Annotated in this window: 21 protein-coding genes and 2 pseudogenes; 11 read left to right on the top strand and 12 right to left on the bottom strand. The window is 70.8% G+C overall.

Annotated elements, in window-relative coordinates:
• Positions 1–30: 30 nt before the first annotated feature.
• The gene (locus AB0C99_RS25730; protein ID WP_362479381.1) at positions 31–855 is read right to left on the bottom strand and encodes a hypothetical protein; all 825 of its coding nucleotides are present in this window, start codon (positions 853–855) and stop codon (positions 31–33) included.
• Positions 856–1,037: 182 nt separating this feature from the next.
• Here AB0C99_RS25730 and AB0C99_RS25725 point away from each other — a divergent pair, with 182 nt between their 5' ends.
• Positions 1,038–1,916 (top strand): DUF4097 family beta strand repeat-containing protein, encoded by an 879-nt coding sequence (locus AB0C99_RS25725; protein ID WP_362479379.1) that lies wholly within the window; start codon positions 1,038–1,040, stop codon positions 1,914–1,916.
• A gap of 1 nt (position 1,917) precedes the next feature.
• Positions 1,918–2,979: a helix-turn-helix transcriptional regulator gene (locus tag AB0C99_RS25720; RefSeq protein ID WP_362479376.1), complete on the top strand. Its 1,062-nt coding sequence runs from the start codon at positions 1,918–1,920 to the stop codon at positions 2,977–2,979.
• A 22-nt stretch (positions 2,980–3,001) separates the two neighbouring features.
• Here the strand turns inward: AB0C99_RS25720 and AB0C99_RS25715 are convergent, their stop codons facing one another.
• The 3 genes from AB0C99_RS25715 to AB0C99_RS25705 all read right to left on the bottom strand — a co-directional run bounded on the left by AB0C99_RS25715 (position 3,002) and on the right by AB0C99_RS25705 (position 6,891).
• Positions 3,002–4,369, bottom strand: a complete 1,368-nt coding sequence (locus AB0C99_RS25715; RefSeq protein ID WP_362479416.1) for a cellulase family glycosylhydrolase — start codon at positions 4,367–4,369, stop codon at positions 3,002–3,004.
• Between the two features lie 97 nt (positions 4,370–4,466).
• The gene (locus AB0C99_RS25710; protein ID WP_362479373.1) at positions 4,467–5,432 is read right to left on the bottom strand and encodes a zinc-binding dehydrogenase; all 966 of its coding nucleotides are present in this window, start codon (positions 5,430–5,432) and stop codon (positions 4,467–4,469) included.
• A 247-nt stretch (positions 5,433–5,679) separates the two neighbouring features.
• Positions 5,680–6,891, bottom strand: coding sequence for an NADP-dependent malic enzyme (locus AB0C99_RS25705; RefSeq protein ID WP_362479370.1), 1,212 nt, complete (start codon positions 6,889–6,891; stop codon positions 5,680–5,682).
• A 537-nt stretch (positions 6,892–7,428) separates the two neighbouring features.
• Between AB0C99_RS25705 and AB0C99_RS25700 the strand changes: the two genes are divergently transcribed.
• From AB0C99_RS25700 to AB0C99_RS25690, 3 genes are read left to right on the top strand one after another with little or no spacing between them, the layout of a single operon-like run.
• Complete coding sequence (locus tag AB0C99_RS25700) at positions 7,429–8,397, top strand: ABC transporter substrate-binding protein (RefSeq protein ID WP_362479367.1); 969 nt, start codon at positions 7,429–7,431, stop codon at positions 8,395–8,397.
• A 29-nt stretch (positions 8,398–8,426) separates the two neighbouring features.
• Positions 8,427–9,377 carry an amino acid ABC transporter permease gene (locus AB0C99_RS25695; protein WP_362479364.1) on the top strand — a complete coding sequence of 317 codons (951 nt, stop codon included), beginning with the start codon at positions 8,427–8,429 and terminating at the stop codon, positions 9,375–9,377.
• Positions 9,374–10,141: an amino acid ABC transporter ATP-binding protein gene (locus tag AB0C99_RS25690; RefSeq protein ID WP_362479361.1), complete on the top strand. Its 768-nt coding sequence runs from the start codon at positions 9,374–9,376 to the stop codon at positions 10,139–10,141. The genes AB0C99_RS25695 and AB0C99_RS25690 overlap by 4 nt, the downstream gene beginning before the upstream one ends.
• A 90-nt stretch (positions 10,142–10,231) precedes the next feature.
• On the opposite strand, the gene AB0C99_RS25685 is transcribed toward AB0C99_RS25690, so the two are convergent.
• Positions 10,232–10,996, bottom strand: coding sequence for a class I SAM-dependent methyltransferase (locus AB0C99_RS25685; RefSeq protein WP_362479358.1), 765 nt, complete (start codon positions 10,994–10,996; stop codon positions 10,232–10,234).
• Between the two features lie 95 nt (positions 10,997–11,091).
• Between AB0C99_RS25685 and AB0C99_RS25680 the strand changes: the two genes are divergently transcribed.
• Positions 11,092–11,730 carry a CGNR zinc finger domain-containing protein gene (locus tag AB0C99_RS25680; RefSeq protein ID WP_362479355.1) on the top strand — a complete coding sequence of 213 codons (639 nt, stop codon included), beginning with the start codon at positions 11,092–11,094 and terminating at the stop codon, positions 11,728–11,730.
• Here AB0C99_RS25680 and sodX read toward each other — a convergent pair.
• Positions 11,625–12,119, bottom strand: a pseudogene (gene sodX / locus AB0C99_RS25675) (nickel-type superoxide dismutase maturation protease); the annotation flags it as partial. The gene AB0C99_RS25680 and the pseudogene sodX overlap by 106 nt on opposite strands.
• Before the next feature lie 78 nt (positions 12,120–12,197).
• On the opposite strand from sodX, the gene sodN reads away from it, so the two are divergent.
• Positions 12,198–12,593, top strand: a complete 396-nt coding sequence (gene sodN / locus AB0C99_RS25670; RefSeq protein ID WP_158990323.1) for a superoxide dismutase, Ni — start codon at positions 12,198–12,200, stop codon at positions 12,591–12,593.
• 7 nt (positions 12,594–12,600) lie between these two features.
• Here the strand turns inward: sodN and AB0C99_RS25665 are convergent.
• Positions 12,601–13,333: pseudogene (locus tag AB0C99_RS25665) on the bottom strand (site-specific integrase); the annotation flags it as partial.
• Here AB0C99_RS25665 and AB0C99_RS25660 point away from each other — a divergent pair.
• Positions 13,221–14,171 (top strand): ATP-binding protein, encoded by a 951-nt coding sequence (locus AB0C99_RS25660; protein ID WP_362479352.1) that lies wholly within the window; start codon positions 13,221–13,223, stop codon positions 14,169–14,171. The pseudogene AB0C99_RS25665 and the gene AB0C99_RS25660 sit on opposite strands and share 113 nt — an antisense overlap.
• 734 nt (positions 14,172–14,905) lie before the next feature.
• Here AB0C99_RS25660 and AB0C99_RS25655 read toward each other — a convergent pair.
• The 3 genes from AB0C99_RS25655 to AB0C99_RS25645 all read right to left on the bottom strand — a co-directional run bounded on the left by AB0C99_RS25655 (position 14,906) and on the right by AB0C99_RS25645 (position 18,907).
• Positions 14,906–15,754 carry a hypothetical protein gene (locus AB0C99_RS25655; RefSeq protein WP_362479349.1) on the bottom strand — a complete coding sequence of 283 codons (849 nt, stop codon included), beginning with the start codon at positions 15,752–15,754 and terminating at the stop codon, positions 14,906–14,908.
• A gap of 1,668 nt (positions 15,755–17,422) precedes the next feature.
• A complete protein-coding gene (locus tag AB0C99_RS25650; protein WP_362479347.1) occupies positions 17,423–18,046 on the bottom strand; it encodes a hypothetical protein in 624 nt (207 codons plus the stop codon).
• A gap of 42 nt (positions 18,047–18,088) precedes the next feature.
• Entirely contained in the window at positions 18,089–18,907 is an 819-nt protein-coding gene (locus AB0C99_RS25645) for a class I SAM-dependent methyltransferase (RefSeq protein ID WP_362479413.1), read from the bottom strand.
• A 191-nt stretch (positions 18,908–19,098) separates the two neighbouring features.
• Here AB0C99_RS25645 and AB0C99_RS25640 point away from each other — a divergent pair, with 191 nt between their 5' ends.
• Both AB0C99_RS25640 and AB0C99_RS25635 read left to right on the top strand, forming a co-directional pair.
• Complete coding sequence (locus AB0C99_RS25640; protein WP_362479344.1) at positions 19,099–20,262, top strand: hypothetical protein; 1,164 nt, start codon at positions 19,099–19,101, stop codon at positions 20,260–20,262.
• A gap of 127 nt (positions 20,263–20,389) precedes the next feature.
• Positions 20,390–20,656: a DUF6243 family protein gene (locus AB0C99_RS25635; RefSeq protein WP_362479341.1), complete on the top strand. Its 267-nt coding sequence runs from the start codon at positions 20,390–20,392 to the stop codon at positions 20,654–20,656.
• A 39-nt stretch (positions 20,657–20,695) separates the two neighbouring features.
• Here the strand turns inward: AB0C99_RS25635 and AB0C99_RS25630 are convergent, their stop codons facing one another.
• A complete protein-coding gene (locus AB0C99_RS25630) occupies positions 20,696–21,265 on the bottom strand; it encodes a GNAT family N-acetyltransferase (protein WP_362479339.1) in 570 nt (189 codons plus the stop codon).
• Complete coding sequence (locus tag AB0C99_RS25625; protein ID WP_362479337.1) at positions 21,262–22,215, bottom strand: LysR family transcriptional regulator; 954 nt, start codon at positions 22,213–22,215, stop codon at positions 21,262–21,264. Before AB0C99_RS25625 ends, AB0C99_RS25630 begins: the two co-directional genes overlap by 4 nt.
• 179 nt (positions 22,216–22,394) lie before the next feature.
• On the opposite strand from AB0C99_RS25625, the gene snpA reads away from it, so the two are divergent.
• Positions 22,395–23,051, top strand: a complete 657-nt coding sequence (gene snpA, locus AB0C99_RS25620) for a snapalysin (protein ID WP_362479334.1) — start codon at positions 22,395–22,397, stop codon at positions 23,049–23,051.
• Positions 23,052–23,132 lie beyond the last annotated feature (81 nt).

Below are 23,132 nucleotides of genomic sequence, written 5' to 3'. Positions count from 1 at the left end.
ATGCGCCGGGACCCGCCCCCTCCGCCGCTCTCAGGCGGGCTCGTCGCCGCGCAGCCGGTCGTAGGCGAGGCCGAGCGCCCCGTGGGCGACGAGGAGCCCCCCGGCGGTCGCCCAGCCGCCGCTGCGGCGGCCGATCCCCCAGGCGAGCAGCGGCACACCGGCCGCGAGCTGGGCGGCGCACAGCAGCCGGGCCTTGGGGCCGCGCAGGTACGGGCCGAGCCGGCCGCCCTCGACGGCGTCGAGCTCGGCGCGCACGGCATCGCGCCAGCCGGGCCATTCGAGGGGCTCCGCGCCCTGCGCGCGGGCCACGGACCGCAGCCGGTCGGCGCTCTCGCCGGGGGCGAGCCCGGCGGGCAGGGCGAGCCCGACGCGGGCGAGGACGGCGGTGATGCCGACGAGCCGGGTGTGGGCGTCGGCGTCCGGGTCGGGCTCGGTGAGCGGCTCCAGCGCCTGGATGTCGAGGACCGGGTCGAGGGCGAGGCGGGCGGCGAAGGTGCGCATGGCCTCGTCCTCGCCGACGGGGGTGCCGTCGGCGAGCCAGGTGTAGCCGACGGTTCTGCGGAAGCCGGCGGCCAGCGTGATCCCGGCCCGGTCCGCGTCCCACCACAGGGCCAGGACGGGCCAGGTGGCGGCGGAGACGGCGAGGGCGGTGGCCCAGCCGGTGACGACCCGTTCGACGGGCTCCCCGTCGTCGAGCCAGGGCTTCCCCTCCGGTACGAGCACGCTCCAGTCGGGCCCCGCGGGGGCGAGGAGCAGCGGCTCCCGGAGCAGTTGGGCCGGCGGGCGGACCGCGGGCGGCTCGGCGCGGCAGAGCAGCAGCGCTCCCGCACGGCGGGATCCCGGTGTGGCGTTCATGGGCCCTACGCTAGGCCAGTTTGTCCGTGTACGGCGGTACATGACCCAATCCTCGCATCCCTGTCAGGGATGTTTCGGGGTTGACGCGACCCGGCCGCGATATATCGTGTATTGCGAGAGACGCGATATGTTGCGTCGCGACTCGGCCGGAGTCGCCAGTCCAGACACGGGAGGCCAGCACCATGACCGAATGGTCCGTCACCGAGCCGCGGAAGCTCCCGCTGACCGAGCCCGTGACCAGACTCCGGATCCGCGTGGTCGACGGCACGGTCAACGTCGTGGGCACCGAGGAGAGTTCCGCCCGCCTGGAGATCTCCGAGATCGAGGGCCCGCCGCTGATCGTCAGCCAGGACGGCTCCACCCTCACCGTGAGCTACGAGGACCTGCACTGGAAGGGCCTCCTCAAGTGGCTCGACCCCAAGGGGCACCGGCGCCGGGCCGTGGTCTCCGTCGCCGTGCCCGCCGGGGCGGACGTCGAAATCGGCGTGATCGGCGCCGAGGCCGTGATCTCCGGCATCCGGGGGCGCACGGAGGTCCGCGGCGTCACCGGCGACACCACCCTGGTCAAGCTCTCCGGCCCGGTCCGCGCCGAGACCGTCTCCGGCGCCCTGGAGGCCCAGTCCGTCACCGGCGCCCTCCGCGTCCACTCGGTGACCGGCGACGTGACCGTCTTCGAGGGCGCCGGCTCGGCGGTGAAGGCGGAGACCGTCAGCGGCGACATGGTGGTGGACCTGGACCCGGCCGCCGGTCTGGACGGGCCGCCCGCCGACATCCGCCTCACCAGCGTCTCCGGCGAGGTCGCCATCCGGCTGCCACACCCGGCGGACGCCACCGTCGAGGCCAGCACCACCAGCGGCGGCGTGTCCAACGCGTTCGAGGACCTGCGGGTGGGCGGCCAGTGGGGCACGAAGTCCATCACCGGCACCCTCGGCGCCGGCCGGGGCACGGTCCGGGCCACCACGGTCTCCGGCTCCATCGCCCTGCTGCGCCGCCCCGAGCCCGAGCCCGAAGGCGACGGCTGGACCGCCGCCGCCCCCTCCGCGTCCGGAAAGGCCCTCTGACATGCCGCCCGTCTTCGCCCACGGCCGCCTCCGGCTCTATCTGCTCAAGCTGCTCGACGAGGCCCCCCGGCACGGATACGAGGTGATCCGCCTCCTGGAGGAGCGCTTCCAGGGGCTGTACGCGCCCTCGGCGGGCACGGTCTACCCCCGGCTCGCCAAGCTGGAGGCCGAGGGTCTGGTCACGCACGCGACCGAGGGCGGCCGCAAGGTCTACTCGATCACCGACGCGGGCCGCGCCGAGCTGGCCGGCCGGGGCGGCGAGCTGGCCGACCTGGAGGTGGAGATCCGCGAGTCCGTCTCCGAGCTGGCCGCCGAGATCCGCGACGACGTGCGCGGCGCCGCCGGGAAGCTGCGCAGCGACGTGCGGGCGGCGGCGAGCGCCACGCGCGCCAAGGAGACCTCCTCCTTCGCCGACGCCAAGGAGGAGCTGAAGAAGGCCCGCCAGGAGTGGCGGGAGCAGGCCCGCCAGGCCCGCGCGGAGGCCCAGTCGGCCAAGCGCCAGGCCAAGGAGTTCCAGCGGATCGCCCGCCGGGTCCAGGAGCAGGTGCAGGAGCAGGTCCAGGAGCAGGTGTCGCGCGGCGACTGGCCGAAGGACGTCTGGAGGGGCATCTCGGACATCACGGCCCAGCTGGGCGACCTGGTGACGGGCGCGTCCCACGACCGGCGCGCCCCGGGCCGGGAGGAGACCGCCGGGGTCCCGGAGCCGGCGGCCTCCGCGGTCACCATGACGAAGGCCCCGGACTCCGCGGCCCCGGACACGGCGCCCCGCGCCGACGCCTCGCGGATCGTCCGGGAGGACGGCGGCGTGGCCGGGGGGCCGGTCCCGGAGTTCACCCCGGCTCCGGGGCACGCGCGGGGCGTGGACGGCTGGGCCGCCGACATAGGGGCCGGGGGCGACCCGGTCCGGGAGCTGGACCGGCTGCTCGACCGCTTCCGCGACGAGGTCCGGGACGCGGCCCGGGACCACGGGGTGGGGCACGGGCAGCTCTCCGAGGCGCGCCGCCTGCTGGGGGGCGCGGCCACGGAGATCACCGCCCTGCTCCGCCCCCGCGTGGACGGCTGAGCCGCCGCCGGGCCGGGCCCGCTCAGCCCCGGGTGACGGTGACGGTCACCCGGGCGCCGGGCGCGGCGAGGACCAGGGCCCGGCCCCGCTCCGTGCGGAGGACGACCGCCTGCCCCCGGGCCGCGACCTGCCACGCGCCCGGGGGCAGGGACAGCTCGGTGACCCGGGACGCGTGGCGGCCCCCGGCGTCGTAGGCGAGCCGGTAGAAGCCGCTGCCCGGGTCGTACGAGGAGGAGCGGACGGTGCCGGCGACGGCCTCCGCGTACGGCTCGGCGGTGAGCTCCTTGTTGGTGCGGAAGGCCCCGGCGGAGTCCACCGCGCAGTAGCCGCCGCCGTAGCACCACTCCCAGCCCGCCCAGCCGGAGCTGTAGCGGCCGAGGGAGGCCATGGCCTCGCGGTAGAAGCGGTTCATGTTCGGCTGGGAGTTGTTGAGCGGGCCCCACTCCCCCACCACCACCGGGACCTTGTACTGCTTGGGATAGAGGGTGACGGCCGCCTCGTAGTTCTCGATCCAGCGGGCGGAGGGGTCGTAGTCGCCGCCCGCCTCCATGGCGCCGTTGTAGAAGTGCGGCGCGTACACGATCTTCGGGTCGTCGATGCGGCCGAGTCCGGTCGGCACGCCCTCGCCGACGATCGGGGTCGGCTCGACGAAGATCCAGCCGTCCTTGTCGACCGCGCGGATCGCGTCGGCGATCCGGTTGTACATCGGGGTCAGGTGCTCGCGCTCGATCCGGCGGGCGCCCGTCGCCAGGTCCTCGCCCTCCCGGAGCTCGCCCATGGGCTCGTTGATCGGGTCGTAGCCGAGGACGGCCGGGTGGTCGCGGAAGCGCTCGGCCAGCACCCGCCACATCCGGGCCTGGGCGCGGCGCAGGTCGGCGTCCTCGTAGAGGTGGGTGAAGGCGCGCTGCACGGCGGGCTCGAAGTACTCGGAGAACCAGTCGTCGGGGTGCGGGGTGAAGGGCAGCCCGTCGGTCCTGGTCGCCCAGGCGGGGATGCCCCGGTGGCCGAAGGCGGGGCCGAAGACGTCCTGGTGGGCGTCGAGGACGACCTTCACGTCGTACTTCTCGGCCCAGCCGAGGATCCGGTCGACCTTCCGCAGATAGGACTGGCTGTACTGGCCGGGCCGGGGCTCCAGGTCGTCCCAGAAGACCACCAGGCGGGCGAAGTTGAAGCCCTTGGCGCGCATGTCGCGGAAGTGGCGTTCGGTGATGCCGCTGAGGGCCTGGTCGCCGCTGTGGGACTTGTCCGCGAGGTTCCAGCCGCGGAGCGTCAGGGCGCGCCCCCGGGAGTCGGTGAGGGCGGGGATCCCGTCCCGCCCGGCCTCGGGGCCGGCCGGGCGGGCCTGGGCGGCGGTCGGGGCGAGGAGCGCGGCGACGACGGCGGTCGCCATGAGGGTGGTGCGCAGCAAGGGGGGCCTCCGGCACGATGAAGTGAGCATTGTTCACGTTTCGCGTGCCGGAGATCCCATCAGTACTACTGGTGAGTCATCAAGAGGTCGTCAGGACGATCTTTCCGAAGAGTTCGCCCGAGGCCATCTTCGCGAAGCCCTCGCGGGCCCGGTCCAGTGGCAGCACCTCGTCGATCACCGGACGCACCCCGGTGGCCGCGCAGAAGGAGAGCAGGTCCTCCAGCTCGTCCTTGGAGCCCATGGTCGAGCCGACCACCTTGAGCTCCAGGAAGAAGATCCGGGTCAGCTCGGCGTGCGAGGGCCGGTCGCCGCTGGTGGCGCCCGAGATGACCAGGGTGCCGCCGGGGCGCAGCGACTTGACCGAGTGGGACCAGGTGGCGGCGCCGACGGTCTCGATGACCGCGTCCACCCGGCGCGGCAGCCGCGCCCCCGGCTCGTACGCCTCGACGGCGCCGAGCTCGACGGCCCGCTTGCGCTTCGCCTCGTCGCGGCTGGTCGCGTAGACCCGCAGGCCGGCGGCCTTGCCGAGGGCGATGGCGGCGGTGGCGACCCCGCCGCCCGCGCCCTGCACGAGGACCGAGTCCCCGGGCCGTACACCGGCGTTGGTGAAGAGCATCCGGTACGCGGTGAGCCAGGCGGTCGGGAGGCAGGCGGCCTCCTCGAAGGAGAGCTCCCTGGGCTTGGGCAGCACGTTCCAGCTGGGCACGGTGACCCGCTCGGCGAAGGTGCCCTGGTAGCGCTCGGTCAGGATCGAGCGGGGCTCGTCCGGACCGACGCCGTGGCCGGTCTGGCCGATGACGGAGTGCAGGACGACCTCGTTGCCGTGCTCGTCGATGCCCGCGGCGTCGCAGCCGAGGATCATCGGCAGCTTCTCCTCGGGCAGTCCGACCCCGCGCAGCGACCACAGGTCGTGGTGGTTGAGCGAGGCGGCCTTGACGGTGACGGTGGTCCAGCCGGGCCGCGCCTCGGGCTCGGGGCGTTCCCCGAGTTCGAGGCCGTTCAGCGGCTGGTCGCGGTCGATTCGGGCGGCGTAGGCGGCGAACATGCGCCTGACACTAGGGCCGACGGGGAGCCGGCGTAAGCACACCCGGGTGTGACGCGTGTCCCTCGCCGAAGCGCGCGGGGGCGCGCCGCCGCCCCGCACGCCGCACCCCGTGCGCACCCCTCGTGCGCACCCCGCGCGCACGCCCCGCGACCGCGCCCCGCCCGCCCCGTACGCGAGGAGGGCCCCGTACCGAAGTACGGGGCCCTCCCGGGTGCCTGACGGCCCGCCTGGCGGCGTGCCGGTCGCGTCAGCGGCGGGCGACGCCCTCCGCGCGGGCGGCGGCGGCGACCGCGGCGGCGACGGCGGGGGCGACCCGCTCGTCGAACGGCGACGGGATCACGCAGTCGGCGGCGAGCGCGTCACCGACGACGTCCGCGATCGCGTTCGCGGCGGCGATCTTCATGCCCTCGGTGATCCGGGAGGCCCGGACCTGGAGCGCGCCGGCGAAGATGCCGGGGAACGCGAGGACGTTGTTGATCTGGTTCGGGTAGTCCGAACGCCCGGTGGCCACGACCGCCGCGTACTTGTGCGCGACGTCCGGGTGCACCTCGGGGTTCGGGTTGGCCATGGCGAACACGAAGGCGTTCGGCGCCATGGACGCGACCGCGTCCTCGGGGACCGTACCGCCGGAGACGCCGATGAAGACGTCCGCGCCGGCCAGCGCGTCCGCCAGGGAGCCGGTCAGGCCGGCCTTGTTGGTGAGCCCGGCGATCTCGCGCTTGACGTCCGTCAGGTCCTCGCGGTCGCTGCTGACGACGCCCTTGCGGTCCGTCACGCAGACGTCGCCGAGGCCCGCCTCCAGCAGGAACTTCGCGATGGCCACACCGGCCGCGCCCGCGCCCGAGATGACCGCACGCAGCTCGTCGAGGGTCCGGCCGGTCAGCTTCGCCGCGTTGCGGAGGGCGGCGAGGGTGACGATGGCGGTGCCGTGCTGGTCATCGTGGAAGACCGGGATGTCGAGGCGCTCCTGGAGCCTGCGCTCGATCTCGAAGCACCGGGGCGCCGAGATGTCCTCCAGGTTCACGCCGCCGAAGGAGGGGGCGAGCCGGACGACGGTCTCGACGATCTCGTCGGTGTCGGTGGTGGCGAGCGCGATCGGCACCGCGTCCACGCCTCCGAACTGCTTGAAGAGGATTGCCTTCCCCTCCATGACCGGAAGCGAAGCCTCCGGGCCGATGTCGCCGAGCCCGAGCACGGCGGTGCCGTCGGTCACGACCGCGACGACCTGGGACTTCCAGGTGTAGTCGTTGACCAGCTCGGGGTTCTCCGCGATCGCGGTGCACACCTTGGCGACGCCGGGGGTGTACGCGAGGGACAGGTCGTCCTTGTCACGCAGGGGCACGGTGGCCGTGATGGCCATCTTGCCGCCGCGGTGCAGCGCGAAGGCCGGATCGAAGGGCTCGCCGGGAGCCCCTTCCGTACCGCTGTCGCTGCGAGGATTGACGATCTCCGCTGCCATTGGGTTGACCCCTTAAGTCTTCTTCATTTGAGGGTTGCCACTCCTGGATGAGGAGGGGTGGGTGGGTCCCGCGGCCGCCGTGTCTGGCAGCCGCGCGGGCGCGCCGCACAACGCGCCCTGAGCCCCGGATGAGGGGTGTAAGGATCCTTCTTACCGGACGGACGGGTCCGGAGACGAGTCCGGACCTCCTCGGTGACGTGACTCATACCGAGCGCTACCGGGTACGGACGGAGAACGACACGTCACTCGATGTCCGGATAGGTGCATTACCGACCCGAATAGCGGCCTTCGTATCGTCCGAATGGCGAGATCGACGGGATAATTTCCGGTGCGGGCATTCACCGCCCGAAGAAGGTTCTGCCTAGGGAGGACTGGCCACCGGCATTCGGGAATGACCCGTTACCCGATTTTGACATCACCGGCCGTCGGTTTGAGGCGGTCCGAATGGCAAGATGCCGTAATCACACGAGGTCGCGGCACTCGAAGGTGCGTGCGCGACCCATAGGCAACTCCCTCACACGCCGGAGGAACCCGACCATGACCGCACGCTCCACGCGCTGTACGACCGCCAAGACCCGCACCTCCCGTCTTGCCGCGGTCGCCGCCATCGCGGTCGCCGGCTCCATGCTGCTGACCGCCTGTGGCGACCAGACCAACGGCGGGTCGACCAAGGAGGGCGGCTCCCCGTCGTCCGCCGGCACGGCCAAGGCCCCGCTCTTCTCGAAGCTGCCGGCCGACATCCAGAAGGCCGGCGTCATCAAGGTCGGCACGGACGCCTCGTACGCCCCCATGGAGTTCACCGAGGGCGGCAAGATCGTCGGCGTCGACCCCGACATCGCCGAGGCCCTCAGCAAGCAGCTCGGCGTGAAGTTCGAGTTCGTCTCGGGCACCTTCGACGGCCTGATCACCTCGATCTACACCGGCCGCCAGGACCTGATCATGTCCTCGATGACGGACAACAAGAAGCGGCAGGAGGGCCTGGACGACAGCGGGAAGAAGATCGGCAAGGGCATCGACTTCGTCGACTACTTCAGCTCCGGCGTCTCCCTCCTGGTCAAGAAGGGCAACCCGCAGGGCATCAACTCCCTCGACGACCTCTGCGGCAAGACCGTCGCCGTCCAGCGCGGCACGGTCTACGAGGACACCTTCAAGGCGCAGGCCACCAAGTGCGGCGACAAGAAGCTCACCATCCAGGCGTTCGACTCCGACGCCGAGGCGCAGACCCGCGTCAAGGCCGGCGGCGCGGTCGCGGACCTGAACGACTACCCGGTGGCCTCGTACATCGCGAAGACCTCGGGCGGCGGCAACGACTTCGAGGTCGTCGGCAGCCAGAGCGACGTCGGCCTCTTCGGCATCGGCGTCTCCAAGGACAAGACCCAGCTGCGCGACGCCGTCAAGGAAGCGCTCGACGCGAGCATCAAGGACGGCTCCTACGCCGCCGCCCTGAAGAAGTGGAACGTCGAGGGCAGCGCCGTGCAGTCGGCGACGATCAACGCCGGCAAGTGACCTCCTCGCTCCACTGAAGGGCAGTCGTCATGACTGACAAGATCTCCAAGGACCCGGCCGCCGCTCCGGCCGGTCCTGGCCCCTCGGGCACGCCGTACGAGGCCATCAAGGCCATCCCCGTACGGCACTACGGACGCTGGGTCAGCGCCGTCGTGGTGGTCGCGCTGCTCGCCTGGCTCGTCTACGCCTTCTCCCAGGGCAACATCATCTGGGCCACGGTCTGGGACAAGCTCTTCGACGCGTCGATCCTGCACGGCCTGAAGAACACGGTCATCATCAGCATCGCCTCGATGGCGCTGGGCCTGGTGCTCGGCATCCTCTTCGCGGTCATGCGCCTGTCGAAGAACCCGGTGACGGGAGCGGTGGCGTGGCTGTACATCTGGTTCTTCCGCGGCACCCCGGTCTACGTCCAGCTGCTGGTCTGGTTCAACCTGTCGCTGATCTTCGAGTACATCAACCTCGGGCCGATCTACAAGAACGAGACCGTCGACGTCATGACGCCGTTCATGGTCGCGCTGCTCGGCCTCGGCCTCAACGAGGGCGCGTACATGGCGGAGATCGTCCGCGCCGGCATCCAGTCGGTCGACGAGGGCCAGACCGAGGCGGCCCACGCGCTCGGCATGTCGCAGACGAAGACGATGTGGCGGGTCGTGCTGCCGCAGGCGATGCGCGTGATCGTGCCCCCGACGGGCAACGAGTTCATCAACATGTTGAAGACCTCGTCACTGGTGTCGGCCGTGCAGTACACCGAGTTGCTGCGCGCGTCCTCGAACATCGGCAACACGGCCGGCGCCGTGATGGAGATGCTGTTCGTGGCCTCCATCTGGTACCTGGCCCTGACCAGCGTGTTCAGCGTCGGCCAGTACTACCTGGAGCGTCGCTTCGCCCGCGGCTCGATCCGCACCCTGCCGCCCACCCCGTGGCAGAAGGTCAAGACGAACCTCGCAACGTTCAAGCGCTCCCCGGAGGCATCGGCATGACCGGTCAGCTCATGGTCAAGGCGGAGGGCGTCCACAAGTCGTACGGCGCGGCCCACATCCTCCGGGGCATCGACCTGGAGGTCCGCAACGGCGAGGTCTTCTGCCTGGTCGGCCCCTCCGGCTCCGGAAAGTCGACCTTCCTGCGCTGCATCAACCACCTGGAGCGCATCGACGGCGGCCGGCTCTCGGTCGACGGCCAGCTGGTGGGCTACCGCCAGAAGGGCGACAAGCTGTACGAGCTGAAGGACAGCGAGGTCGCGGCCCAGCGCCGGGACATCGGCATGGTCTTCCAGCGCTTCAACCTGTTCCCGCACATGACGGCCCTGGCCAACGTCATGGAGGCGCCGGTCCAGGTCAAGGGCGAGACCAAGGCGGTGGCGCGGGAGCGCGCCGAGCGCCTCCTCGACCGGGTCGGCCTCGGCGACAAGATGGGGAACTACCCCTCGCAGCTCTCCGGCGGCCAGCAGCAGCGCGTGGCGATCGCCCGCGCGCTGGCCATGGAGCCGAAGCTGATGCTCTTCGACGAGCCGACCTCGGCGCTCGACCCGGAGCTGGTGGGCGACGTCCTGGACGTCATGCGCGACCTGGCGGAGTCCGGCATGACGATGATCGTCGTCACCCACGAGATGGGCTTCGCCCGCGAGGTGGGCGACTCGCTGGTCTTCATGGACGGCGGCGTGGTCGTGGAGTCGGGCAACCCGCGCGAGGTCCTGACCAACCCGCAGCACGACCGGACGAAGGCGTTCCTGTCGAAGGTGCTGTAGCAGGGGAGAGAACGGGGAGGGGCGGTACGGGCGAAAGCCCGTACCGCCCCTCCCCGTTTCCGGCGCCCGTCTCTCCGACTCCTCCCACTCCTACTTCACGGCGAGGAGCAGCGTGTCGGAGGGCGAGGCCCACACGGTCCGGGCCTCGCCGAAGCCGGCGGCGCGGAGGGTGTCGGCGTGCCAGCGGGGCGCGGGCATGTCGCCGTCGGCGTGCTCGCCGTAGATCTCGAAGCGGCGGGCGGTGGGCCCGGCGAGGACGGGGTCCGCGGCGGCGAGCGCCCACCAGTCGGCCCAGTCGAGGGCCCCGGCGGCCTTGGCGGCGTCCATCCGGGCGTGCCGGTGGGCGCGCTCGGCGGCGTTGATGCGAGGGGTGTCCCGGTCGATCATGTGGTCGGCGTTCATGAAGACCCCGCCGTCCCGCACCAGCCCGGCGAGCCGCCCGTACAGCCCGGCCAGCGGCTCGCTGCGCAGCCAGTGGAGGGCGGTGGCGGTGAGGACGCAGTCGTACGTGTCGTGGGGCAGCGCGGCGGTCCAGTCGGGGTCCTTGAGGTCGGCGGTCACGAACGCGACCCGCTCGTCCCCGGCGAAGTACCCCTCGGCGATCGCGAGCAGCGCGGGGTCGAGGTCGACGCCGACGCTGGTGGCCTTCGGGAACCTGCGGAGCAGCCGGTCCGTAATACTTCCCGTACCGCAGGCGAGGTCGAGGACCCGGGGCTCCGGCCCCACCAGCGCCTCGACCATGTCGAGCATGACGCGGAAGCGCTCCTCGCGGTCCGGCATGTACCACTCCTGCTGACGGTCCCAGCTCCGCTGCCAGGCCGCCCAGTCGGTTCCGGTCGTCGTCGGGTCCGTCATCACTCCACCCTCACCCTCAACGTAATACCCTCAAAGGGAACGCGTCACTTACGCTCCCCCGCATCGACCCTAGACCGCCGGAGTAAGGACTACAAGTGGAACTGGCCTATTACTCGGATTACGCCGTGCGCTTGGTCAACACCGAGGAGCCGGCCCGCTCCAAGGACTCCCTGATCTCGGTCGAGGCGGTCCGGGAGCTCTTCGGCGCGTCGTCCCAGATGGCCCGGCGGGTGACGGACTCCGACGTGACCCGCTTCCGCGCGGTACGCGCCCGGCTCCGCGCGGTGTTCACGGCGGCCGACGAGGGCGACCACACCGGCGCCGTGGACCTGCTGAACTCGCTCCTCCTGGAGTTCCCGGTCAGCCCGCAGATCTCGGGCCACGACTACCTCGACGACGAGGGCCGGCCCCGGTGGCACATGCACCTCGCGGACCACCCCTCGAACGCGACCGCGGGCTACGCGGCGATCGCCGCCATGGGCCTGGCCTTCCACCTGACGGAGTTCGGCGCCGACCGCTTCGGCCTGTGCCAGGCGGCGCCGTGCCGCAACGCGTACCTCGACACCTCCACCAACCGCTCGCGCCGCTACTGCTCCGACCGCTGCGCCACCCGCGCCAACGTCGCCGCCTACCGCGCCCGCAAGCGCCAGGAGGCCGAGCGCGCCGACCTGGCCGAGCCGACGGGCCTGACCGCCGAGACCAGCCACGCGAGCACCACCCCGATCGACCGCTGACGCCCGGGGGTGACGGGCCGGTACCGCGCCCGCACCCGCCCCAGCACGAGCGGCGCCGGGACGACGCCGAACACCCGGCTGTCCCCCTCGGCGTCCGGGTTGTCCCCGAGCACCCACCAGCCGCCGTCCCGCCGCTCGACCAGCCGCTTCACGATCAGCAGGTCCTGCTGCAGCGGATGCCGCAGCACGGCGACGTTCCCGGGCCGCAGCCGCGCCCCGTACTGCACGAACAGCTGGTCGCCGTGGAGCAGGGTGGGCACCATCGACACCCCTGTCACCTCGGCGATCCCGAACGGGGCCACCTGCTCCCGCCCCGATCCCACCATCGACTGCCTCCCGGTCCGATCGTCCACGAGTCCCGGAACCCCCCTGGACTTTTGTCCTAAGCCCTAGGGGGCGCTCGCGAAAACGTGCTTCTCACCGAGTAATGTCCCACCTGAGAAGACGATCACGAGGAAGGACAGCACATGCTCTCCCGCCTGTTTGCCCCCAAGGTGAAGGTCAGCGCCCACTGCGACCTCCCCTGCGGCGTGTACGACCCCGCCCAGGCCCGCATCGAGGCCGAGTCGGTCAAGGCCGTGCAGGAGAAGTACCAGGCCAACGAGGACGCGCACTTCCGCGCCCGCGCCACGGTCATCAAGGAGCAGCGCGCGGAGCTCGCGAAGCACCACGTCTCGGTGCTGTGGAGCGACTACTTCAAGCCCCCGCACTTCGAGAAGTACCCCGAGCTGCACACGCTCATCAACGACACCCTGAAGGCCCTGTCGGCGGCCAAGGCGTCGACGGACCCGAAGACGGGCGAGAAGGCGCTGGAGCTCATCGCCGAGATCGACCGCATCTTCTGGGAGACCAAGAAGGCTTGATCTCCCTCTAGGCGGCCTGACCTGCACTTTCGCGGGTCGCGCCGCTTAGCTGTCCGCACCCGGTCCGCAGGCCGCCGAGCACGGCGTCCATGACGGCCCGGGTGCGGTCCTTCTTCCCCGGGCCACAGGTGCGCGTAGATCCGCAGCGTGATGACGGCGGACGCGTGCCCGAGGACCAGCTGCACCTGCTTGACGCTCGCGCCGCCGGCGATGAGCGCGGAGGCGTATGAAGTGCCGCAGGCCGTGGGGCACCATGTGCGGCAGCTCGACGGGCTTGCGGCCCTCGCGCTCGGCCGCCTCCTTTTCCGCCGCCTGGAGTGCCCTGCGAGCGCAGTCCCACTCCGTCTTCCACCGGTGGTAGTTGAGCGGCTCCCCTTCCTCCATCGTGAACAGCCACTCCTTCGAGGGCCGTGCGGCGAGATGCGCAAGCTGCGCGTCGGTGGCGACCTCGCCGACCGGGACCGTACGCCGCGACTTACTGGTCTTCGGCGGCCCGATCAGGCCGGACTGAAGCCGCTGCCGTTCGATACGGATCGCGCCGAGCTTGAGTCCAGGTCCGAGACCTTCAGCCCCAGCAACTCCCTTATGCGCAAGCCCGATCCGCCGAGGGCGACGATGACTGCGCGGATGTACGGCGGCATCACCTCTGCCATCGCCGCCACCTGCGTGACGGTGGGCGGAGTGACCTCCGCATCCGAAAGCGGAGGAAGGGTGATCTTGCGACAAGGCGTTTCGGAGACCCACGACGTCGCCCTCGCATCCGGCAACCACCGAGCCCCCGGCCACCACCCCAACCCCACCCACCTGGCCGCCGTCCACCACTTCAAGTGGTGCTCCGGCATCGTCGACGACCTCCGGCGCCGCGTCACCCACTTGAGCTCCGGCACCTGGCAGGAGCACATGCAAGCCGTACGCGACGAAGCCAGCCGCCTCCTCACCCACCTCAACGACCACTGCGGCACCATAAACCTCGCCGACCCCCGCTTCGCCTTCCGCTGCGTCGGCCTCGACCAACTCCCCTATCAACCGGCATTCCGAGGCCCACACCGTCCACACCACCTGGTGTCCTCCCACCCCGGCCGCCCGCAATTGGGGACAATGCCCGCGCCATCCCGCAACACCACGAAGACCGCCCGCATGCCGCTCACCGTCCTCCTGATCGGCATCACCGGTTCCGGGAAAACCACCCTCGCCAAAGCGCTCGCCGAACGAGGCTCCACCCACCTCTCCGTCGACGAGGAAGTCCACCGCCTCCACGGCCGCTACGGCATCGACTACCCCGAACACACTTACTTCGAGCGCGAACACCTCGCCCTCGAAACCATCCACCACCAACTCACCGCAGGCCACGATGTCGTCCTCGACCACGGCCTCTGGACCCGAGCCGACCGCACGGCCTGGCAGACCACCGTCCGCCAAGCCGGCGGCCACCCCGTCCTTGTCTACCTTCTCGCCGACCGAGACGAACTTCTGGCCCGCCTCAAGGAACGCCACAACCGCGAAGACGCTGACGCCCTAACCGTGACGCCAGACGCACTGGACGACTTCCTCGCCCGTCGAACTTCCGGGCGCACGTGAATCGGCGATCACCTATCTCGGCGACGCTAGCGAGCTACACAGGACCCTCTTCACAGAAGACCGTGCACCAAGGCAGCTACGCCAAAGGGACAACGGCCCTCGCCTGGCGTAGTCAAGGCCGCACCTTGCCCCACACCCAGGCAACGATGCAAGCGACCGCGATACCAACCGTCTGCTCAGGTGCGGTCCCGGTTCCAACGTTGGAGCCCGCTGCGTATCCGACAGCCACTGCAGCGGCCAGAGTTTCGATTAGGGGAGGGCGCTCGCCTTCAGGCTGAGCAGGAGGCATGCTGAACATAGTTCTCCTCAGTCGATGGGGTAGGACCATCCGCCGGGACTCGTGGATCTGTGGTAGAGAGACGGGTTCCGGCGGAGGCTTGTCGAGCCAGAGCCTGGCTCCAAGTTCAATCCGTGGACGTCCACGTGCAGGCACGTCCAGGACACACTCGGTTACACGCATGGGTTGAGCAGCATCGCCTAGCACCCCGCCTCGTGCTCAGGTAGTGCCACATCAGGCCGTCCAAGGTCTTCGGGTGTGTGGCAGCCCAAACAACGGCCCCGTGCGCAAGCGGACGTCTGCATCTCGTCCCAGTGGGCTACTTGGGCCTCCCCCTGCGCACGAATGAGCCAGCACCAAGGATGTAGGCACGGGCAAATCGTCTGAGCACCGCTCGCGCACCCTTCGGAACCCGATTCCGGACTGGGCACGAAGGCTGTTTCTGAACTTCAGGCGGTCAGAGGCTGGTCGGGGAGATCGGCTCCAGTAGGACCTGCTCCTTCTTCGAAACCTTCGGCATCTGTTCCTTGGAATAGCGACGCAACAGTTTCAGCGGTCGCCCCTCCACCCAGGCGTTCCACGCTTTGAGGTAGTAGACCAGGTGTTCCCTAGAGTCCTCACGCTTCCGGTGCCTGTTTCCCGCAGCCAATCCAAGTAGCGTGTTGCGCAGGGTCAGCCGAGGATCTCCTTGCTCCAGCCCCGCACCGGTGAGCAGCTGTTCGTACCACCGCTCCTGATCAACATCAGGTCGTTCTTTGCTGGTTACGTAGTAGCCAACCGTCGCCGCGGTGACAGTAATCTTGATCGCTCGATTGAGAGCCGTGCCCCGACTGATCATCTCGCGTATCCCAGGGTGCTCATCCAAAATCGCTACCAGCTGGTCATTGGTAACCAGCGAAGACCAGCCAGCCCACTTGGCCTCAGAAGCGCTCAGGTAGAGGTGGAGACCTCGCAGAGAGGCCGCGAGATGAGTCGCATTCGCCTCTCCTTTCAAGGAGAGCGCGTCACTTCCTGTGCGCTTGCGACCAGTGTCCATGACTGTGAAGGCTTCGCGTGGTACGCCGCGAGTAACGGCCATCTGCACAGCCACACCAGCCTTGACTACCGCTGCCAAGCGATGCTGGCCATCGATCAGAGTATCGTCCTCATCAAATGCAATGCCCTGATGCGTTAGTTGCCATTCTCCACGCTCGATGGCCCGTGCGAGTTGCGACACGGACTGCCGGCTCATCGGGCGATTGTGTTTGTTCTTGCTCAACCAGCGCTCGGCGAGTTCTGGCGTAACCATATGCACCTCTGTATGCACCCGCACTTCCCTTTCCACTTGCAGTAATCGGTATGCAGGTTTGGACTCACGACGCAGTGCGCGACTAGCCGAATCTCACTTGCCGCTCTCCATGGCGCCTTGCCACAGAGGGCGGAGCTGCTCAGCAACGGCATCTGGATCGCGTGGTGTTACGCAGGATGCGGCCAGGAACCTCACGATCGCATCCACTGTCCTCCAGCGGTGCCTACCGTCCACCCTGAGCACCTTGCGGATGGTCTCGTGACTAAGCACCTCTCCGTGGCCGCGTTGCCTGTAGTTCCTGTTCATGCCCTTACTGATGTCGCGCAGAGAGGGGCTACCTGCGGCTGCGTACAGCTCTGCCAGCGAGTGGATGCAAGCCTGACGCGCACCCAGGCATTCCATGCTCTCTTCCAACGCCACTACCCCTCCAGGCATCTTTGCTATGCAACTCCGCGTGAGCATAGAGCCGTTGACCCACACATCGCCTCCCCTTCAGAGATCCTCGGTGTCTAGATGTGTCAACTAGGCAGCCCTCCCTATGAACCCGCAGGTGCGGGTACCGCAAAGGCCTGCTCTGCGGCACGCCGTACTAGGACAAGCCGAGCGGGGCCTACCTGCGTCTAGGCCCCTCCGCAGCTCCATGGATGCACTGGGCGACGCCAGGTCAAGCGACGCTGTCCTGCCATGGAGAGATGGCACGGGCCGAGAAGTCTTCGGCGCAGCTGCTACCTCGTAGGACGTGCAGACCCACCGCACCTGGGAGCGGCAATCGTGCCCAGCGGTGATGGCCAGCAGGACGCACGTGGCCCGCTCGCCGACTCACAACGGGGACGGTCACTTGAGTTGCCCCGCAGCGGAGTTCACTACACCCAGGGTGTACACAACCTGCATCTACATTCCAGAGCAGCTGCCGCCGCAACCACGGAAGGGGCAAGATGTACGAGCGAGCGCGAATGCTCACCATCCACGCCTAACGGCAGGGCACCCGTTGGGGACGATCCGTGCGTTGCGCCGTCTCCTTCAGGGGCGTCTGGGTGGAGCGTGGCAGACTCACTCGTATACGCCTCTTGGAACCGGTGGGTCGTAGACACCGACCGCTTGGGTCCCACAAGACACCTCCCTCAAAAGCCTTGACGGTGGTCACAAACCGTAACCGGCTGACTGGTCCTGGCCATTCCTGCGACCCGCTGCTGCACCATTCACGGTCGACCCGAGCTCGACAGGATCATCGGCGACCGAGAACCCATCCCGGCCCCCACGAAGAGCAGCATTCTCCGGGTCGTCTCCCGGCGCATGGAGGACAGCACCTTCACCGCGCTAGCGCTGCTCGACTCCACCGAAACTGCATCACGTCCTTCATCAGGCCTGTGGCCGTCTCGGAACTGATCGATCCTCGGTTCGAGCCCGACGAGGCTGAGGCTCGCTCGCTCGCTCGCTACTGGGAGGTACCGAACCTGCCAGTTCGCACACAGTCCGCAAGACACCGACCACGACCGTCAGCACCCATCGCCAGCCGTCCCCAAAAGGCCAGGTCAGCGACCTACAGCACCCATCACCGCAGGTCACCGACCCACCCCCTTACTAGGAGACCACGAAGGCTTGATTCACCGGATCGAACCGGTCTCACCCCACCGCACCCGGTCAGGCGCCCGCGCCGACCGGGTGCGGTGTCGTGTGGCCAGGGCGCTACGGCCTCGGCGGTGCGGGGAGGTCGAGGGCTCGGGCGAGTGCCGCGGTGACGGGGGTCGCATGGTCCGGGAGGTGGTGGTCGGCCCAGGAGGCGGCCAGGTGGAGGAAGTCGGTCAGGTCGCGTTCCGCGTCGGCGAGGAGTTCGCGCAGCCGGTCGGCGGGGAGTTCGATCACCAGGCCGTCGTCCTGGTTCGCGTCGACGGTCAACCGCACCACGTCGCCCACCCGGTGGGCGTCCGGGGAGGGGCTGTGCCCGAAGGTCGCCCAGCCCTCGCCGTCGAGGACCTCCAGCCAGTCGCCCCGCTCCTCAAGGCCGTTGCAGCAGCCAGGCTGCAGGACGGTGCCGGTCGTGGTGTCCGTGACCTGCAGGCCGCCCGCGATGTAGAGGTCGTCCAGGGTGAGCAGTCCGTGCAGGAAGCTCCCCAGCGGATCGGCCGGGCGCGGATCGCCTGTCTCCGGGGCGTAGTCGTTGCAGTCGGCGATGCGCATCACCGCCGTGCCGACCCGTACCGGATCGAGCGCCCCGCTGAGCGGCAGGAAGCCGGTCAGCCCCGAGGCGACCGGCCAGAGGTCGAAGTCGGCGGGGGTGAGGATTTCCAGGACAGGGTGCAGGACGATCACCTGGTGAGTGTGCACCAGCCTTCGGCCGCGGTGCGTTCCCCTTCACTTCCGGCAGACGAGGATGCCCGCGCGGCACGTGATCTCGTACGAGCCGTGCCGGGCGATGTGGTCGGCGAGCAAGGCTCGGGCGCGCTCGATCGTCGCGTCGAAGGGGACGGCGTGCTGGTCGGCCCAGGCGCGGTAGGAGGCCAGGTAGGCGACGACCGGTTCGGGGTCGGGGACGCTGATGGTCGCCGGCAGTTCGGTCACCTCCACGCGGGCAAAGCGCTCGCCGAGCAGGGCCGGGGCCGCCTCCAGGGGGAAGCGGGCGCCGAGCGGGATGCGGGACGGGCCCCGGTCGACGCCCAGGACCTCGCCGGCGGCGCGCTGCCAGAGGTCGTCCAGTTCGGCCTTGTCTCGGGCGGCGTTGGTGGACACGACCACCAGCCCGTCACGCGCGACGACCCGGTCCAGCTCCCGTACGGCCCCGGGGATGTCGGGCACGTGGTACAGCATGTGGAGCGCCAAGGCGGCGTCGGCGCTCCCCTCCGCCAGCGGCAGGCGCGTCGCGTCCGCCACGGCGACCGGGCCGGGGAGGGCGGCGACCATGCCGGGCGAGAGGTCGAGGCCGAGCACGGACAGGTCGGGCCGGTCCCGCCGCAGCCGCCGCAGCGCCATGCCGTTGCCGCAGCCGACGTCGACCACCCGCCCGCGCACGTCCCGCAGCCGCTCGGCGACGAGCCCGGGCAGGTCGTACCGGGGCTGCTGCCAGCGGTACACCGCCTGCCGGGCGGCCAGGTCCCTGTCCCCGTCGTAGGCGCTCCCCGTCAGGCGGGCCCGGTCGGTGACGGCGGCGGCGTGGGCTGCGGACAGGTCGGTCACGGCGGCAACTCCGGGGTGGGTGGTGTCGGGCCGGGCACGGGAGTCGGGCAAGCGGGCACACCGCCCGCGCCCGCACACCGTACTGCCGCCCGCCGGGGGCGGGTAGGCCGTCCGCCATCGCCCGCTAGCCCGCCGGGCCGGGGACGCATACGCGTTGTCCTCCCCGCCGGCCCCTCCCTAGGCTCCCGCGCATGAACTCCTGGACCGCCCCGCGCCTGACACCCGACGCCGCCCGAGCCCTGCAGAGCAGGCTCCGCACCACGATCGCGCCCGGTCTCAGCGAGCGGGAGCTCGACGCGGTCGAGGCGCGGTTCGGGTTCACCTTCGCGGCCGACCACCGGGTCTTCCTGTCCGTCGGCCTCCCGAACGGCTCGCCGCACTGGCCCGACTGGCGCGACGGCGACCCCGAGGACCTCGCCTGGCGCCTCGCGCGGCCGGTCGAGGGCGCGCTCTTCGACGTCGAGCACAACGGCCTCTGGCACCCCCTCTGGCCGCCGCGGCCGGACGCGACCGCCGAGGCGCTGCGCGTCGCGCGGGCCGAACTCGCGCACGTACCGCGGTTGATACCCGTCTACTCGCACCGCTACCTCCCCGGCACGCCGGGCCAGCACGGCCATCCCGTCCTGTCCGTCTGGCAGACCGACATCATCGTGTACGGGAACGACCTCACCGACTACCTCCGCGCCGAGTTCGGCGGCCCGCCGTCCAACGCCCTCGCCCGTACGACGGTCGACTTCTGGTCGTACTTCGTGGAGGGCGGTCCCGGCGTCGACACCTCGCTGCCCACCCCCTTCACCCCGTACGCCACGACCGCGCGGGAGGCCGTCGACTGCCTCCGCATGCTCGCCGTGGAGCGCCTGACCGGCCGGCCCCACTATCCGGAACAGTTCGTCGAGGCCGGGGTCACGGCGCTCGTCCTCGGCGTCGAGACGGAGTCGCTCCCGCTGCTCGCCGGGCTCACCCGCGCCGAGGGCGAGCGGGCCGAGGGGCTGTTCGACCGAGTGGTGGACGAGCTCGGCCTGCGCCCGGGCCTCCCCGCCGACACCACCGGCCTTCCGTGGGAGGCGGCCCGCTGGGAGCTCGTCCGCTGGTGGCTCGGGCTGGTCGACAACGGCAGCCTCGCGCCCGGTACGGGGGCCGACCTCGTCGTGTACGAGGGCTGGGCCAATCTCGGCCGGCCGGAGTCCCTCAGGCCGCTGGTCGACCTGACCGAGGCGTACGACGACTGGTCGGCGCTGGCCCGAGGCGACCGGGAAGACCTGGTGGAGCCGCTCGTCCAGGAGGTGCGTCGCCTCCTCGCCGGTCCCTGGCCGCCGTCCGGCGGCGCGGCGGTGTCTTCCGGCTCCGGCCGCTGAGCCCCTCACCGGCCCGTCCACCGCCCGACGTGCCGTGTCCGTACGAGCGGGTACCGTCGTTGTCGTGTTCCGGCAGGTGTCGGTGCGCCGGTTCCCGTAGATCGCTTTCCTTCGTCCTGGAGAAGCCATGCCCGACAGCAAGAACATCAACAACCCCATCGGCCAGGGCGGCGGCCAGCGCAAGCGGCAGTCGCGGGCCGAGCGGGACGCCAACGGGCCGCACCGCAACTTCGACCGCCGGACCGCCGCGGAGAAGAAGGCCGAGCTGGTGCGCAAGATGCGGGAGAAGACGGGCGGGGGCAAGGGGGCCGAGGGTTCCACGGGGGCCGCAGATGCTGCCGGGGCCGCCAACGGTGGCGATGGCGGCGATGCCGGTGACAGCGCGCAGGGCTGAGGTACGGGCGGGCCGCCCGGGCCCGGCGCGCGGGCGGGGTCAGTCCGCGTCCGCCCGCCAGGAGTAGCGCAGCTTCCGCTTCGGGGTCGCGCCCAGGCGGTCGTAGAAGCGGATCGCGCCCTCGTTCCACTCCGGCGTCTGCCATTCGACCCGCGCCAGGCCCAGCGTCCGGGCCTCCGTGGCCACCGCCTCCATCAGGAGGGGGCCCAGGCCGTGGCCCCGGGCCGCTTCGGTGAGGTAGAGGCAGTCCATGTGGAGGTACTCCGCCGCGTCCCACGTGGAGAGTTCGGGGGCGCAGGTCGCGTAGCCCGCGAGGGTCGTGTCGGGGAGTTCGGCGACCAGGCAGCGCAGGCGGGGCGCGGGGGTGCCGAAGAGGAGGCAGTGGAGGCGGTCGGCCAGGCCCGGGGCGGGCGGCGCCGCCTGCTCGTACGCGGCGTGTTCGGCGGCCAGTTCGGCGACGCGCGCCAGGTCCTCCTGGCGGGCGTGCCGGACGCGTGCCGGGTCGCGGGCGAGGTCTGAGGCAGCGGCAGCAGCCGAAGCAGGCTCCGAGGCAGCGGCAGCGGCAGCGGCAGCGGCAGCGGCAGCGGCAGCGGCCGGAACGGTTGTCATGCCGACATCATGCACGGTCCCGCCGTCCCGCCCGCGCGCAGCCAGCTCCGGTACGGGGCGGCGCCCAGGGCGGCCTCCCGGTAGGCGGCGGCCAGTTCGGCGTACGGCCGGTCGAGCGGCACGCCCGGGGCCGCGTACAGCAGCAGGCGGACGCCCAGCGGGTCGCCGCGCAGCGGGCGGACGGCCATGTCCGCGCGCGGGCCCGAGGTCGGCTGGCAGGGCGCGACGGCCTCGCCGAGCGCGATCAGCGAGGCGGCCGTGTGGTAGTCCGCGTGCAGCAGCGGCGGGTCGAGGCCCGCCGCGCGCAGCACCCGGTGCAGACCGTCCCATTCGCCGTCGACGGCCGGGTCGACCGCCCACCGGTCGTGGGCCAGGTCGGCGAGCTCCACCACCTCCCGGCCGGCCGCCGGGTGGTCGGGGGCCATGGAGATGAACTGGGGCTCGCGTTCGACCAGCACGCGGCCCCGCAGCCCGGACGGCACCCGCAGCGGGCAGCCCTCCACCTCGTGGACGAAGGCCAGGTCGAGCCGCCCGGCCGCGACCGTGCCCAGCAGCGCGTGCGCCGAGACGTCCACGCGCAGGGCGATGTCGCCGCCCGGCCGGTACGCGCGCAGCCTCCGCAGCCAGCCGGGCAGCGCGCGGCTCGCGGTGGAGCCGACGCGGAGCGCGGGCCCCTCGGTGCGCGCCGCGGCGGCACGGGTCTCGCTGATCAGCGCGCTCATGCCGTCGACGAGCGGCCGGGCCCGGCCGAGCACCGTGCGGCCCAGCGGGGTCGGGTGACAGCCGGTGCGGGTGCGGGAGAAGAGCTCGCCGCCCAGGGCGTTCTCGATGCGCCGCAGCTGGGTGGTCAGCGAGGGCTGGCTCACGCCCAGCCGACGCGCCGCCTTGTGCAGACTCCCGGCCTCCGCGATGGCGCAGAGCGCCCGCAGGTGCCTGACCTCCAGCTCCATGGAGCCGAGGTTAGGGCGGCACCCGGCCACGGCACCAGACGGCGTATCTAGCATCAACTACCGTCAATTGGTAGGGATTTGACAGAACGGTGATGCGTCGAGGCTATCGGCTGCTGACATCATCCCCAGGCGCCCCGGCTCCCCCGACACTCTCCTCAACCCCACAGGAGGAGCCCCCCATGCGACACCCGAAGGTCCTCACCACCCTGCTGACCACCGCTCTCGGTGCCGGCCTCACCCTCTCCCTCGGCGCCGCGCCCGCCACGGCGGTCGCGGCGCCCGCTCCGGGCGCCGGCGTCGTCGGCTACACCGCTTACGCGGGTTCGAGCGCGGAGGCCAAGGCCAACCAGGCGTTCTTCGACGCCGTCGTGAAGTCCGTGGCGAAGAAGCGGGCCGCCGCGCCTGGTGCCGCCGCCGTGACCGTGGTCTACAGCGCCGCCAACGCTCCCAGCTTCCGGACCCAGATATCCCGTTCCGCGCAGATCTGGAACAGCTCCGTCGTCAACGTACGTCTGGTGGAGGGGTCCAACCCCGACTTCAGCTACTACGAGGGCAACGACTCCCGCGGCTCGTACGCGAGCACCGACGGGCACGGCAGCGGCTACATCTTCCTCGACTACCGGCAGAACCAGCAGTACAACTCCACCCGCGTCACCGCCCACGAGACCGGGCACGTGCTCGGCCTGCCCGACCGCTACAGCGGCCCGTGCAGCGAGCTGATGTCCGGCGGCGGGCCCGGCACGTCCTGCCAGAACGCCAACCCGAACGCCACGGAGCGCGCCCGCGTCGACCAGCTGTGGCGGTACGGGCTGGCCTCGGCGTTCAAGACCCCCTGAGCGCCCGCCCCACTGAGCCCCTGACTCTCTGACTCTCTGATCTCTCCGACACCGGGCCCGGGGCCGCGGCGGCCGAGTGCC

Origin of the sequence: Streptomyces sp. NPDC048659, assembly GCF_040650575.1 — a bacterium.
GTDB lineage: Bacteria > Actinomycetota > Actinomycetes > Streptomycetales > Streptomycetaceae > Streptomyces.
This window is presented reverse-complemented; position numbering and strand designations above follow the sequence as displayed.

What these genes read in the sequence shown, in the direction of transcription:
- AB0C99_RS25730 (WP_362479381.1), bottom strand. Translation starts at nt 855, where the DNA reads ATGAACGCCACACCGGGATCCCGCCGTGCGGGAGCGCTGCTGCTCTGC.
- AB0C99_RS25725 (WP_362479379.1), top strand. Translation starts at nt 1,038, where the DNA reads ATGACCGAATGGTCCGTCACCGAGCCGCGGAAGCTCCCGCTGACCGAG.
- AB0C99_RS25720 (WP_362479376.1), top strand. Translation starts at nt 1,918, where the DNA reads ATGCCGCCCGTCTTCGCCCACGGCCGCCTCCGGCTCTATCTGCTCAAG.
- AB0C99_RS25715 (WP_362479416.1), bottom strand. Translation starts at nt 4,369, where the DNA reads ATGGCGACCGCCGTCGTCGCCGCGCTCCTCGCCCCGACCGCCGCCCAG.
- AB0C99_RS25710 (WP_362479373.1), bottom strand. Translation starts at nt 5,432, where the DNA reads ATGTTCGCCGCCTACGCCGCCCGAATCGACCGCGACCAGCCGCTGAAC.
- AB0C99_RS25705 (WP_362479370.1), bottom strand. Translation starts at nt 6,891, where the DNA reads ATGGCAGCGGAGATCGTCAATCCTCGCAGCGACAGCGGTACGGAAGGG.
- AB0C99_RS25700 (WP_362479367.1), top strand. Translation starts at nt 7,429, where the DNA reads ATGACCGCACGCTCCACGCGCTGTACGACCGCCAAGACCCGCACCTCC.
- AB0C99_RS25695 (WP_362479364.1), top strand. Translation starts at nt 8,427, where the DNA reads ATGACTGACAAGATCTCCAAGGACCCGGCCGCCGCTCCGGCCGGTCCT.
- AB0C99_RS25690 (WP_362479361.1), top strand. Translation starts at nt 9,374, where the DNA reads ATGACCGGTCAGCTCATGGTCAAGGCGGAGGGCGTCCACAAGTCGTAC.
- AB0C99_RS25685 (WP_362479358.1), bottom strand. Translation starts at nt 10,996, where the DNA reads ATGACGGACCCGACGACGACCGGAACCGACTGGGCGGCCTGGCAGCGG.
- sodN (WP_158990323.1), top strand. Translation starts at nt 12,198, where the DNA reads ATGCTCTCCCGCCTGTTTGCCCCCAAGGTGAAGGTCAGCGCCCACTGC.
- AB0C99_RS25660 (WP_362479352.1), top strand. Translation starts at nt 13,221, where the DNA reads ATGTACGGCGGCATCACCTCTGCCATCGCCGCCACCTGCGTGACGGTG.
- AB0C99_RS25640 (WP_362479344.1), top strand. Translation starts at nt 19,099, where the DNA reads ATGAACTCCTGGACCGCCCCGCGCCTGACACCCGACGCCGCCCGAGCC.
- AB0C99_RS25635 (WP_362479341.1), top strand. Translation starts at nt 20,390, where the DNA reads ATGCCCGACAGCAAGAACATCAACAACCCCATCGGCCAGGGCGGCGGC.
- AB0C99_RS25630 (WP_362479339.1), bottom strand. Translation starts at nt 21,265, where the DNA reads ATGACAACCGTTCCGGCCGCTGCCGCTGCCGCTGCCGCTGCCGCTGCC.
- AB0C99_RS25625 (WP_362479337.1), bottom strand. Translation starts at nt 22,215, where the DNA reads ATGGAGCTGGAGGTCAGGCACCTGCGGGCGCTCTGCGCCATCGCGGAG.
- snpA (WP_362479334.1), top strand. Translation starts at nt 22,395, where the DNA reads ATGCGACACCCGAAGGTCCTCACCACCCTGCTGACCACCGCTCTCGGT.